At 40.8% G+C, this 13,593-nt stretch carries 12 protein-coding genes; 8 read left to right on the top strand and 4 right to left on the bottom strand.

Annotated features, from left to right (window positions below; all coding sequences use genetic code 11):
- The first annotated feature begins 94 nt into the window (after positions 1–94).
- Positions 95–817, top strand: a complete 723-nt coding sequence (cuyB, locus tag QSJ81_RS13805; RefSeq protein ID WP_285717959.1) for a cysteate racemase — start codon at positions 95–97, stop codon at positions 815–817.
- Positions 818–950: 133 nt separating this feature from the next.
- Here the strand turns inward: cuyB and QSJ81_RS25730 are convergent, their stop codons facing one another.
- Positions 951–1,148, bottom strand: a complete 198-nt coding sequence (locus tag QSJ81_RS25730) for a helix-turn-helix domain-containing protein (RefSeq protein WP_502929660.1) — start codon at positions 1,146–1,148, stop codon at positions 951–953.
- A 158-nt stretch (positions 1,149–1,306) separates the two neighbouring features.
- Between QSJ81_RS25730 and cuyA the strand changes: the two genes are divergently transcribed.
- On the top strand, positions 1,307–2,299 hold the full coding sequence (gene cuyA / locus QSJ81_RS13800) for a D-cysteate sulfo-lyase (RefSeq protein WP_285717958.1): 993 nt from the start codon (positions 1,307–1,309) through the stop codon (positions 2,297–2,299).
- Between the two features lie 193 nt (positions 2,300–2,492).
- Here cuyA and QSJ81_RS13795 read toward each other — a convergent pair whose 3' ends face one another.
- Positions 2,493–3,359, bottom strand: coding sequence for a LysR family transcriptional regulator (locus QSJ81_RS13795; protein ID WP_285717957.1), 867 nt, complete (start codon positions 3,357–3,359; stop codon positions 2,493–2,495).
- A gap of 357 nt (positions 3,360–3,716) precedes the next feature.
- On the opposite strand from QSJ81_RS13795, the gene QSJ81_RS13790 reads away from it, so the two are divergent.
- Together QSJ81_RS13790 and QSJ81_RS13785 are read left to right on the top strand one after the other, a co-directional pair.
- Positions 3,717–5,117 carry a YfcC family protein gene (locus tag QSJ81_RS13790; protein WP_285717956.1) on the top strand — a complete coding sequence of 467 codons (1,401 nt, stop codon included), beginning with the start codon at positions 3,717–3,719 and terminating at the stop codon, positions 5,115–5,117.
- A 115-nt stretch (positions 5,118–5,232) separates the two neighbouring features.
- Positions 5,233–6,417, top strand: a complete 1,185-nt coding sequence (locus QSJ81_RS13785; RefSeq protein WP_285717955.1) for a M20 family metallopeptidase — start codon at positions 5,233–5,235, stop codon at positions 6,415–6,417.
- Between the two features lie 198 nt (positions 6,418–6,615).
- Here the strand turns inward: QSJ81_RS13785 and QSJ81_RS13780 are convergent, their stop codons facing one another.
- Entirely contained in the window at positions 6,616–8,250 is a 1,635-nt protein-coding gene (locus QSJ81_RS13780) for a WG repeat-containing protein (protein WP_285717954.1), read from the bottom strand.
- Between the two features lie 253 nt (positions 8,251–8,503).
- Positions 8,504–9,055: a helix-turn-helix domain-containing protein gene (locus tag QSJ81_RS13775; RefSeq protein WP_285717953.1), complete on the bottom strand. Its 552-nt coding sequence runs from the start codon at positions 9,053–9,055 to the stop codon at positions 8,504–8,506.
- A gap of 203 nt (positions 9,056–9,258) precedes the next feature.
- On the opposite strand from QSJ81_RS13775, the gene QSJ81_RS13770 reads away from it, so the two are divergent.
- The 4 genes from QSJ81_RS13770 to QSJ81_RS13755 all read left to right on the top strand — a co-directional run bounded on the left by QSJ81_RS13770 (position 9,259) and on the right by QSJ81_RS13755 (position 13,389).
- Complete coding sequence (locus tag QSJ81_RS13770) at positions 9,259–9,765, top strand: L-2-amino-thiazoline-4-carboxylic acid hydrolase (protein WP_285717952.1); 507 nt, start codon at positions 9,259–9,261, stop codon at positions 9,763–9,765.
- A 27-nt stretch (positions 9,766–9,792) separates the two neighbouring features.
- Positions 9,793–11,058, top strand: coding sequence for an L-cysteine desulfidase family protein (locus QSJ81_RS13765; protein WP_285717951.1), 1,266 nt, complete (start codon positions 9,793–9,795; stop codon positions 11,056–11,058).
- A 101-nt stretch (positions 11,059–11,159) separates the two neighbouring features.
- Positions 11,160–12,419, top strand: coding sequence for an MFS transporter (locus QSJ81_RS13760; RefSeq protein ID WP_285717950.1), 1,260 nt, complete (start codon positions 11,160–11,162; stop codon positions 12,417–12,419).
- Between the two features lie 130 nt (positions 12,420–12,549).
- Positions 12,550–13,389, top strand: a complete 840-nt coding sequence (locus tag QSJ81_RS13755; protein WP_285717949.1) for a methyl-accepting chemotaxis protein — start codon at positions 12,550–12,552, stop codon at positions 13,387–13,389.
- Positions 13,390–13,593: the final 204 nt, after the last annotated feature.

Raw genomic sequence — 13,593 nt, 5'->3', positions numbered from 1 at the left:
ATTTATACCGATATATGTATTTGATTCTATTGTAGTTGAAATCTATAATGAAATCAAATAAGAGAGTTTTTGTTAGAAGCAGGGGGAAAGGTCAATGAAAAAATCAATCGGTATTATTGGCGGCATGGGTTCGTTAGCTACGTGTGATTTGTTTAAAAAAATTATAGATATGACGGATGCCAAGTGCGACCAGGAACATATCCATATTTGTATAGATTGTAATACGAATATTCCAGACAGGACAAAAGCCATATTAGGAGGCGGGGAGGACCCCATTCCCGAAATGGTGAGAAGTGGTGTTAGGCTGCAGTCTATGGGGGCAAATGTATTAGTGATGCCATGCAATACAGCCCATTATTTTTATGATAAGATTACGCCTTTCTTCGATATTCCACTTTTAAATATGTTGAAAGAAACGGTACAGGAAATCAAAAGAAGAAACATAAGAAAAATTGGGTTGCTGGCATCAGATGGGACCATTACGTCAAGAGTGTATCATTCAGCCTTAGCGGAGGCGGGAATCGATTTGGTGATTCCTTCGCCAATGAAACAGAGGAGTGTAATGGATGTTATTTATAATGGGATCAAGGCTTCCAATAAGAATATCAGCCTGAATCAGTTTTATGAAACAATCGACGAGCTTTTTGAAAAAGGGGCAGAAGTATTGGTGTTGGGTTGTACAGAGCTCCCGGTTGCCTTTGAAATGTTTCATATTAATAGGCCGTCAATTGACCCCACCTCTGTACTAGCGGCAGCGGCAATACGGTTTGTTGAGAAGCCGTTATTAAATAGGTTAGAATCACCTACTTCTCATTAAAGTAAGCCCAATATAGGTGATACGCAGAACCGGATCATATATAACAGTGCAAAATGGCATGAATGCTTATCTTGTAAGCATTCATGCCATTTTTTTAGTTTGTGTCTTGTATAGGATCATGATTTCGATATTATCAAATAGGTTTGCCAAAAAAGTTAGGTACGCCTTTTGTTAGTTGTATATATTTATTATTACTACGATCCAGTAGCTTTGTCCCAAGCTTTCTTTCCAGGTTTTGAATATATTGACTTACTGCTGGTTGTGTCATATGTAATGCATCGGCTGCATGTGTAAAATTCTTTTTTCCACGACGTTGATAAAGACAAGTAATGGTTGATCCATTCTATATACCATCCTACATCAGTATTGGTTACAAATGATCATAAGTATTCGCTTATCATAAACATCAGAATTATTTATTTTTCTTATTTTTAATTATAGATTATACTGAATGGTAGATAAAGGAAATTTATGAGGGGTGGAATAAAGATGAATCTTGCACAGTTTCCGCGGCGGCGCTATACAGAAGGACAAACTCCACTAGAATTTTTACCTCGTCTTACTAAAGAATTGGGTGGACCGAATATTTGGATTAAAAGAGATGATATGCTTGCATTGGCAGGGGGCGGCAACAAGACTCGTAAGCTTGAGTTTTTAGTTGCGGATGCTTTGTCTCAAGGGGCGGATACACTGGTTACCTGTGGTGCCGTCCAGTCCAATCACTGTCGTTTAACCTTGGCGGCTGCTTGTAAAGAAGGTATGGCTTGTCATCTGGTGCTTGAGGAGCGAGTGCCTGGCAGTTATAACGCAAAAGCATCTGGAAACAATTTTTTATTTGAACTCATGGGTGTTGCAGGAATTACTGTAGTTCCAGGGGGCTCCAACGTAATGGAAGCCATGGAAAAAGTAGCGGTTGATATTCGTGGTCAAGGGGGAAAACCATATATTATTCCCGGTGGTGGCTCCAATGCTGTAGGTACAATGGGTTATGTTGCTTGTGCAGAAGAGATTATAGCGCAAGCCTTTGATAAGGGACTTGATATTGACTATGTTGTTTGCACGAGTGGTAGTGGTGGTACTCATGCAGGGTTGGCTATTGGTTTTTGGGGAAACAATACTGGGATTCCAGTAGTAGGCATCAATATTAGCAGGCCGAATGAAACCCAACTCCCAGTAATCTGCAAAGATGCCAAGGCAACAGCGCAGCGATTGGGTCTTGATTTCCCTGAAGAAATAGTTGAGTGTGTTGAGGGATACGTTGGACCTGGATATTCGTTAGCTACTCCTGAAATGGTAGAAGCCGTAACATTGATGGCGAGAACGGAAGCAATATTATTAGACCCTGTATATACTGGTAAATCTTTTGCTGGTCTTATTGGGCTTATTCGTCAAGGCCGATTTAAGAAAGATGAAAATATAGTCTTTGTACATACGGGAGGATCACCCGCTTTATATCATTACAAAGATTATTTTGCTGAATAAATAGGAATGATTAATAGCGATGATACCCAGAACTGCATCACTAGTAAAGGGGAACAAAGTAGAACACCTGCCGATTTTCGGCAGGTGTTCTTGTAGTAAAAGCAATCCCTTTATAAGTTTTTCTTATGGATTGAATAAGTAATCGATATTAGTAATATAGGGAGTTGCTTGTTATAATCCACATGTAACATGCCTAGCTAATAAATGTTTCAAGAAAATTCTTTACTGCTGTCGGAAGACGGTGGTCTCGCAACCAAACGACTACCGTTGCCAGGTCTAGGGAACGGTCGGCTATTGTCTTGTAATGAAGGTTTTGGCTAGGAACAAACGCCATAGAGGATTTTGGGATTATGGCAATGCCGATTCCTTTATCAGCCAGTGCGATTACTGATCTGACGTCAGTTGATTTACAAAGAATGCGTGGTTCAAAGCCGTATTGGCGACAGTACTCAATAATACGGGGAGCAGCGCCGCTATGTAGTAACAGTGGCTTTTCAGCAAGCTCTAACATATTGATATGATTGAGCTGCTTGCCTATGTTCCAATCTTTATGCATGGCTGCTATCATAGGGTCACTCGGTAAACTGATGGATTTATAGGGCTCAATATTAAAACAAGCTCTTACAATCCCAATATCAATTATACCTTGGTTTAACTTATCCAGAAGTTCGAAGGTTTCACCTTCCCAGATTTGAAAGTTGATTTCCGGATATTGTTCGTGAAAGAGTTGAATTCGTTCCGGCAAGAGTTTGGTGCCGACGGATGGGACCGTGCCAACTGATATAGTACCTTTTAATCCATGATTAATTTCTCTCAGCTCTTGCGTGGTGGTATCCATTAACTCCACAAGTTGCCGAGCGCGACTGCGGAGTGCAATTCCCTCTTCTGTTAAGCGGATTTTTCTAGAGCCTCGCTCCAGTAGCTGAATACCTAGCTCGTCTTCAAGCAGACGCAGTTGTTGGCTGAGGGCAGGTTGGGCTACATGCAGTTTTTTGGCCGCTTTCGTTATTTGTCCTTCTTCCGCGATGGCAAGAAAATATTGAAGTTGCTTAATATCCATAACAAGTGCAAGCTCCTTACTAATTTCATAAGTTTTTCTTATGAAATTTATCTTTGATAAATTATCTTTAAGTTCTTGCTACGTAATAGATTTTCCTTTGTTAAAGTGATTTTCTTTGGTGACATATTGCAAATGATGGATGATACCAATCAAATAGATTTTACTTATATATAGCAATGAAGCTAATGGCAAATTAATGAGTTGCCATTAGCTTCATTGTTTTAAAGAGAGAAGGCTTTCGATTGTCAGGGCCAAACAGTCCTGTTAACATAGAAAAGAATTAAATGTAATCATTTTACTTTGCTAAATCGATGAATTTGCATGGTGAATATTTCAACAAAGAAAAGGAGGAAAAGAATGAGGATTCCGTTGTTGGATAATAAAAAGCGTTTTTCAATGCCACATACCTTTGTATTGTTGGTATTGCTCGTTCTTGTTGCCGGCATTCTGACCTATATTATTCCAGCCGGTGAATTTAACCGCGTCAAAGACGCAGCAGGACGCATGGTCATTGTACCAGGTACATACCATTTTGTTGCAAGTCAACCGCTACCTCTGTATGAGGTGCCTTTAAAGTTGTTCAAGGGACTTATGAAAGCGGCTGATGTCGTTTATTTTGTAATTATTATCGGTGGCGCCTTTGAAATTATTACAAGAACAGAAATGATTGCTGCTTTTACAGGCCGTATGGCTAGGGCCTTGCGCGGTCGTGAGGGCTGGGTAGTGCCCATTTTTCTAAGCGCATTCTCAGTTGGTGGTTTTACCATGGGGATGTCAAATGAGGTATTAGTATTTATACCGATTGGTATTCTAATGGCGCGTTCTCTGGGATTTGATGTTTTAACCGGTACAGCGATGGTCTTGTTGGGAGCGCACGCTGGTTTTACCGCAGGCTTGATGAATCCCTTTGGCGTGGGAATCGCTCAAGCCATCGCCCAGGTGCCACTTTTTTCTGGAATGTGGTTGCGCGCTGCTATGTTGGTAGTGCTACTTATTACAACCAGTATTTATATTTTGCGCTATGCGTATAAAGTAAAAGCCGATCCATCAAAAGATATTTTGAACGACTTAACGGAAATAAATGAAGTGGATGAGAAGGCTGCGGTTTTACCAGATTTGAAACCGCATCATTATGCAGTGTTGGCAATTGTCATTAGTGGTTTAGCCGGGTTGTTGTATGGTGTGACGGCCAAAAAATGGTGGATAGACGAAATGGCGGCACTCTTTCTGACGATGGGGGTTTTGAGTGGTTTTGTAGCTGGTTATACGCCCAATCAAGTCTCCCGAATCTTTATTGAAGGCGCTAAGGGGATTATTTTTGGCGCACTGGTGGTTGGTTTTGCACGTACTATTATTGTGGTTTTTGAAGATGGGAAGATTGTGGATTCTATTATTTTTTATCTTTCGTCAAGTATCGCGTTTCTGCCAGGGCTTCTTCAGCCGATCGGCATGTACGTAGTTAATGTAATTATTAGTTTAATTATTGTATCTGCATCGGGAATGGCGATGGCAACTATGCCGATCATGGCTCCAGTAGCCGATCTTTTGCACATTACCAGGCAAACGGCAGTATTGATGTTCCAATGTGCCGATGGTATGACTCATGTGATTCTGCCTACTTCGGCGGCTACAATGGGAGCGTTGGCGACAGCTAAAATTCCCTTTGAACGATGGATAAAGTGGGTATGGCCACTGTTTTTTATCTGGATAGGCATCGGCGGAATATTCGTGATTATCGCTTATGTTATCGGCTATTAATAAGAAAATCTGAGCACAGACCTGATGAAATCGTTTTGTCAGTGAAACGCGTATGTAGAAAAAGAATTGGATGTTGTTCTGATATCATAAATTAATGGAAGTGAGGCTTTGGTTAATGGAAAAATCAATAAAAAGCAGGATTTTATCCGAAATTGAAAGCATTAAGACTGACCTTGTGGAGCTTAGTCATAAAATTCATTCTCATCCCGAAGTTGCCTTTGAGGAACATCAAGCCGCCAAATGGCAGATTGAATTGTTAAAACGGCATGGATTTCAGGTAGAAAGTCCTATATGCGGTATGGATACCGCATACAGAGCGGTATTCGCTGGCCGTAATAAAGGTCCGAGGGTAGCGATAATTGCGGAATATGATGCGTTGAAAGGCGCTGGCCATGCCTGCGGCCACAATGTGATTGCCGCCAACGCTGTAGGAGCAGCGATTGGTTTATCCAAGTTCATGGATCAGGTGGACGGAGAAATAGTCGTATTCGGAGCACCGGCTGAAGAAAGCGGCGGCGGGAAAATCATCATGGTTGATCAAGGGCTGTTTAAAGATATCGATTTCTCCATGATGGTACATCCCAGCACCAAAAATATAATTGGGCGCGGCGGTCTTGCCTGCGTGACCTTTGCAATTGAATTCTTAGGCAAGGCAGCACATTCGGCCAGACCGGAAAAAGGCATTAATGCGTTAACATCTTTGATCAGTTTTTTTAATAACATTGATATCCTGCGTCAGACTTGGCAACAGAAGCAAGACCCGAAGATCAACGGCATAATTACCGCTGGTGGCCTGGCAGACAATATCGTTCCTGAATATGCCGCCGCGTCGTTTACGGTTCGTGCAAAAACCAGATCGTATTTGCTGACAATGATTGAAGATTTAAAACGGATAGCCGAATTATCCGCCGCCGTGACTGGCGCCAAAGTTAATGTCAAACTAGAATTAATATTCGCGGAGCGCTATCCCAATTTGACTATGGGAGAGTCTTTCAAAGCAAATATGGCTATACTTGGCGAGACAATGAATTATCCTGAGCCTGGCGAATCTGTTGGTTCATCGGATATTGGGAATGTATCGATAGAAACGCCTAGCATTCATGAATACTTATGGATTGCTCCGGAAGATGTAGTTGGACATTCTTCTGCTTTTAAAGAAGCAGCGGTTTCAAAACGCGCTGACGAGGTAGTTATAAAAGCGGCCCAAGGCCTGGCAATGACGGCATGGGACATTCTTACTGATGCTAAACTGCGCGAAAAGATTTATGATGAATTCAAGGCGCAAGTTAAGCGGGCGTAGTTGCAACCCGAGGAATCATGTGGTTAAAGGTGTTATAATTTCTCTATTCCCAATGATGCACAGAACTGTATTATTGGGAATAACGAAAAATCCTGATAAGTATAACTACTTATCAGGATTTTTCGTATGTAAATAAGTTTATCGGTGATTCATTGAGATGTGTAAGGCGGTGAATTCTTCTTACACTAGAAGACTCAACTACCTTACAAAAAATAACCCGGCATCACTAAAGGTTGGCTGGATAACCAATTTTCCGTTTGTATCCATATAGCCCCATTTTCCATCAACCTTTACCGCAGCTAAACTTGTAGAGAAATCCGATATTTTTGAGACGCCACGCCATGATCGAATGACAACTTTTCCATCCATATTGATTACGCACCATAGATCATCCTTCTTAACGACTGCTAAGTCGTTGTTAAAACTATGAACTTCATCAAATTGTGGTGAAATCGTAATCTTGCCCTCTTTTGATAGAAATCCCCATTTTCCCTCCCGGTTCACTGCGGCTAAACCATTTGAAAATGGAGAAACCTCATCAAATTGATAGATTGATAATAATTTTCCGGTTTTATTTATAAAACCCCACTTACCATCTATCTTTACCTTCGCTATACCATCTTGGAATTGCGACATTTCTTCATATTGAGCAGGTATTACAAATGTACCTTTCTTATCAACACAGCCCCATTTATCGTCAACCTTTACAATTGCCAAATCCTCATCGTAGGTATTTACGAGATCATATTTTGTCGGCACAATCAATTTTCCAGTCCGATCAATATAACCGCGCTTTTCGTTACTTTTTATCACACTAGTATCTATATCATAAAAATTGGCGCTGGCCCCAACAGCAAATGCCACGACATCAAAAAAGCCTACACTTTTTTTTATGACTCGAACTTCAGCCAGCCCATCTTTGAAGGGGAAAAGGCTATCAAAGGGTGCCGCGAATAAAGCAGTACCATTTTTATCAATATACTTCCATTTTCCTTCAAGATTTACTGCTGACAAACCTTCGCTAAATCCGTGTGCAATACTTTTAAATTGTGCAGCGATTACCAAACGACCGCTTTTATCAATATAACCCCACTTATCATTAACCTTTACAGGCGCTAAGCCTTCACTAAACGTCATAACCTCTTGGTATTGGCAAGGTATCACTGTTTTTCCGCTTCGGTCGATAAAACCCCACTTATTATCACTTTTCACCGGAGCCAGGCCTTCCGAAAAGAAACTTGCTTCTGTAAACTGTACTGGAATTGACAGATTCCCCTTATTGTCATAGAAGCCCCATTTTTTATTATCTTTAACTAGAGCTACACCATCCTTAAAGCCAGCTACCTCTTCAAACTGTATTGGTACAATAATCGCACCTTTTTTATCATAAAAGCCCCATTTATTATTATCATTTTTTACCGCCACAAAACCTTCTTTGTAGTCAGTTACTTCTTTAAATTGGACGGGCACGATAACTTGTCCGAATTTATCGTAATAGCCCCACTTTCCTTGGCTTTTAACAGCTATCAGCCCATCCTGAAAATATCTCACTTCATCAAAAGTTGCAGGTATTATAAACTTTCCAGTGTTATCAATAAATCCCCACTTGCCATCGATTTTTACCTGTGCTAATGTTGTATCTATTTCCTTTTGCGGTATAGAGCTTGCTTCCTGAACCAAAGATGTTTTTGATTTATCCAAGTCTGAGTTAGTGTTTAATGCCTCTTGTTGTGCTGTCAAGGTTTCAGCTGAACTGTTTACTGGGCACGCCAGCGCTACGAAACTGATACTAATTACTAGTAATAGAAGTTTTATATTACTTTTAAGTTCCAAATCTATAACCCCTTCCTTAATTGTCTAAAGCATAAATATACCAACATAGTAAGCTGTTAGATACATTACGGCAATGAAAAGTACTCTTATAGGATAAATGGTTTTTAAAATGAATACATCTAGCAAAAGATATAGACTCCCATTTATTTTTAAATAAAGGCTATAAAAAGAGTCTCAACCTTTGCAAAATGCGAGGGCTGAGACTCTTTTTCTTTTATCTTTTGCACTATGAATGTAGCTAGATCAATATATCTCAAGAATAATAGAGGATAGTTTGAAACTTCACGATTTTATCGGAATGGTTTCGATACGTATGTGTTTGGTCAGACTTGAAACGAATTGCATCACCTGCAGTCAGCGTATAGGTCTCCGTTTCCACGGTTATCTCAAGATCTCCTTCAAAGGACAATACGTATTCCTCTGATCCTCCCACATGACCGGCGGCTTCATGTACGGAATGTGGTGCCATAGTGACCGAAAATACTTCAAATCCTTTATCGTTATCAAAGGAGAACAACGGAACTAAGGTCATGCCGTCAGTATCTATTATTGGAGTAATATCGTTTAGCCGTACTAACTCTGTAGCAGGTTGATTTGTATCAATCAGTTTACCAAAGGATACGCGGAGACCGGAAGCAATCTTCCATAAGGTATTAACAGTTGGATTTGATTCTCCTCGCTCGATTTGTCCAATCATTGCCTTGCTGATTCCCGAAAGTTCGGAAAGTTTATCAAGACTAAGTCTCTTTTTACGGCGAAGCTTAGCAAGATTTTCTCCTATTATCGGTGTCAAATCATACATCATATATCCCTCTCTCTTGTGCGTTATTGTATACAAAAATATGCTATTGCATATTTTTGTATGTTATTATATACTTTTCGTATATTATAACATACTTAATTAAAGGTGAGAATAGGGGAGGCGATGTCGGGCTTAAATGAGCTAGACTTAAATTAATTGAATTTTCGTTAAACAGTTAGAATTAAGTAGAAAAGGAGAAAAAGAATATGATTGATAACAAAACTAGTATCAAAGGTGACCCAGTAGTAGACATTCAGAGAGGTGCAATGGGACATCGTGCAACCTGGACCGGTTTAACATACACAAAGGCCAGAGAAGCAGGGAAGGCAGAAGACGCAGAAAAATTTATTCGTGAAGCTATTTCAGAAACAGGTATGGTTCAGGGCGCCGAAATCAAAGCCAAATGCCAGGAACCAGAAAACGTTTCATGCTTTGCAGAAACTTTCCTAACTCCGAATGTCGTCAAGACTTTTGAACTTGAATTCAAGACAAAAACTGAGGAAAGAGTGGACATAGAATTCCATCACTGCCCACTGGTGAAAGCATGGCAGGATTTAGGCTTTGATGATGCAACCTGCGAGAAATTATGCGACATGGCTATGGATGGTGACAGACGTATTGCTAAGGCTATGGGATATGGATTCCACTTGGGAGATACTATTGCCAAAGGATGCAAGACCTGTCAGGTATCTTTTTTTAAAAAGGGCAAATAAGTAAGCAATGGCTATAGGAGAAAGCTCATGGATAAGATTCAATATGATAATTTTGTTAGGATATTAAAAGAAGAGTTGATTCCAGCTATGGGCTGTACGGAACCGATTGCCATTGCGTTTACAGCCGCGAAGGCAAGAGAGGTACTTGGACAGATGCCGGAACGGATGGTTATCCGCTGCAGCGGCAATATAATTAAAAATGTTAAGGGAGTTGTCGTACCTAATTCCGGAGGTCAGAAAGGCGTCGAAGTGGCAGGCATCTTAGGCGTTGTTGCAGGAAAGGTAGAACTGGAGCTTCAGGTCATCAGCCAGGTAAAACAGGAAGACATCGATAAGGCGAAAATGTTATACAGTCAGGGAATCTGCAGCTGTGAGCTGGAAGAAGGAGAAGAAAATCTTTACATCCGCGCAGAATTGAAAGCCGGACAGGAAACGGCAGCTGTGGAAGTCAGAAGCAAGCACAATCACATAGCCAGAATTGAAAAAAATGGTCAGTTGGTATTTGAACAGAATGATATTGCAACTCAAAAGTCTGGGGATAGGTCAAAGCTCAATATTAGAGACATACTCCAGTTTGCCAATGAAGTACACTTGGATGATGTAAGGGAAATCATCAGTAGACAGATTAAGTACAATTCTGCTATATCAGAAGAAGGCTTGACCAATAAATGGGGGGCCCAAGTGGGGCAGACTTTCCTGAAACTTGGCGGTAATGATGTGCGGATCAGGGCAAGAGCGGCGGCAGCGGCAGGTTCTGATGCGAGAATGAATGGATGTGCCCTCCCTGTAGTCATCAACTCAGGAAGCGGAAACCAGGGGATCACCTGTACGATGCCGGTTGTTGTTTATGCTGAAGATATGGGAGCAGAAGTAGATATCCTTTATCGAGCTCTTGTTCTGACAAATCTGTTGTCCCTTCATCAGAAACGTTATATTGGAAACCTGTCTGCTTACTGTGGAGCTGTATCGGCCGGAGCATCTGCGGCTTGTGGCATTGCTTATCTGAATGGTGCGGATTATGATGTCATCGGAAAGACCATCATCAATGCTCTGGGGAATGTGGGCGGCATTGTGTGCGATGGGGCCAAGGCTTCGTGCGCAGCTAAAATTTCCAGCGCAGTAGATGCGGGTATCATGGGCTATGAAATGGCAAAAAGCAATCTGGTCTTTCCATTCGGAGAAGGACTTGTAGAGAAAGATTATGAACATACAATCCAGAATATCGGTCGTATGGGCCGCTATGGCATGAAATCCACTGATGTAGAAATTCTTAATATTATGATAGGAAAGTAACTTTCAGATCATAAAACGAGGGTGTGGGGTACGTGCAAGGGGATTTTAGTATTGGAATTTTAACGTAACTAAACCAATGCAATAATAGGAGGAAGGGTCATATGAAAAAACGCTGGGTAGTTTTAGCGGTATCATGGATCGTATTTTTCGTAGCATTTCTCGATCGGGTAAATTTGTCGGTAGCTATGCCCCTCATATCCAAGGAATTTTCACTATCTCCAGAACAAGTCGGATATCTATTTAGTGCATTTTTTATTACATATACCATCTTTCAGATACCAGGTGGCTATCTGAGCGACAAAGTTGGGCCCAAAAAGGTGCTGCTTGTTGCCTTAGTATGGTGGTCGATTATGACAATGGCTACAGGGGTAGCTCGTTCATTTTCCCAATTTTTTATCGTACGTGTTCTCTTTGGTATTGGCGAAGGTCTTCAGCCTCCTTGCGCCTTCAAACTAAATAGCAACTGGTTTCCCAATCAAGAAAGGGCAACTGCTAATGCAATCTTTACCTCAGCATGTTCCTTCGGTCCTGCGATTGCACCGTCAATCGCTGTGGCTATTATTGGTCTCTGGGGCTGGCATGCGCTTTTTTATATTTTTGGTGGATTAGGCTTTATAATTCTTCCCTTGTTACATTTCCTAGTAAAAAATTCTCCGGAAGAGGATCCTACTATATCGAAAGAGGAATTTGAGTATATAAAAAATGGACAAGTAGAAATAGCCCAGTCAACGTCAGATGAAACGAGTGTAGGACTGATGAGTGTACTAAAAAATCGGAATATTTGTTTATTGGCCCTTACTTATTTCGGCTTTATGTGTGCATTCTTTGGTTTATTATCCTGGCTCCCCAGTTATTTAGTGAAAGCACGTGGTTTTGAATTGGTGAAAATGGGTATCTTCTCGGGATTGCCATTCTTAGCATTGGGGATTGCCCAACCATTTGGTGGATGGCTTTCCGATAAGGTGTTTAGCGGCCACCGCAAAACCCAGGCAATTCTTGTGAATTTAGCAGCTGGGCCAGTGCTTTATGGTGTGGTTGCAGCCCCAACAGAAAATGTTGCTATGGGACTTCTAGTTTGCACAGGATTTCTTGTAGGTATGGCGTTTGGTCCCTTATGGGCTATGCCAATGGAATCGGTTAAACGCAGTTATGTAGGTATGGCTACCGGCGTTATGAATGCAGGTGGTAGTATAGGTGGTATCTTATCTCCGATTATCATTGGATATTTGGTTGGCATGTCAGGTTATAATGCTGCATTCGTCTTTATGGGCGGTGCATTAGTCTTCACCGCTTTAGTTGTATCTTTAGTAAAATTACCTAAGAAAGTTGATGTGCATCTTACACCAACGACTGAGATTTAATTAAAACTACCAAAGATTTAAGTGCTATTCAATAGGAGGGTCTGGGCTACGTAATTTGTAAACCAGACCCTCCTAGAATATCAGCGTTTTGTCATTTTTGTGCACTACAACGAAAGGAATGGTTGCCATTATGGAAAAACAGGAAAATGAAAAAATCCCCATATTAGAGGCATTTAAATTAGTATTGCCATATTTGAATCAAATCGCACGGGAAGACATGGCAGTGGGATTAACTGATTTAAATGAGTATTTAGGATCTCACCAAGCGAAAGGTTTTGAAATTAATTTGCCAGTAGGCAAGCCGATTAAGGGCATAGGGAGAATTGAAGAATGTATAAAAACAGGTAAAGCCAATTATGCAGATATACCGAAAGAAATTTATGGCCGCCAACTTAAAACAATCTTCGTCCCTATCTATCAAAATGGTAAGATTGTGGGTACGCTGAGTTCTGGTATAGATGCTCAGAACACCATGGATATGATTGATATCGTTGAGAAATTGACAGAGGCCACTGGTTATGCTACCAACAATGTTGAACAAGTGGCGCAGGGGGCATCTGATCTAGCGGAATCTGGACAAAATAGTATTAAGTTGGCTCAAGAAATGAACGATAAAACCCGTCAGACTACCGAACTATTGGAATTTATAAAAGCCATTGCTGCTCAAACGAATCTCCTAGGTTTAAATGCTGCCATTGAGGCAGCTAGGGCGGGAGAACATGGTCGTGGCTTTGCCGTAGTGGCAGAAGAGGTTCGCAAACTGTCTGATCAGTCACAAGATGCAATGAAAAAAATTCAAAAAACGTTACAAGAAATGAATAATGCTGTGATGGAAATGGGTAAAGCTACCGAGATAACTGGGTCTGTAAGTCAACAGCAGGCAGCATCTACCCAGGAAATAATGTCTACTCTTGAGGAGATTAATAGTACAGCCAAGCGATTAGAGTTAGTTATCAATCGGTATCGATAAATTAAAGCGTGTAGATATAAAGATAGAATGGGTGGATTTGGACTGGTTCGGATCGCCTCTACCAGGAATGTCCCGATTACTTATGAAGCCATGAATTTCGTGGCTTTTTTGTTTTATATGGGTTTAAATAAAGAGTTAATTACCTCCACAAAGTAAGAAAATGGTATATATTTCTCAAAAAGATAAATTACTACAAGGGATTCA

The sequence above is a fragment of the Pelosinus sp. IPA-1 genome, from assembly GCF_030269905.1.
In the GTDB taxonomy this organism is placed as follows: Bacteria; Bacillota; Negativicutes; order DSM-13327; family DSM-13327; genus Pelosinus.
The sequence above is the reverse complement of the archived record's forward strand: the minus strand, read 5'-3'. Positions and strand labels throughout refer to the sequence as shown.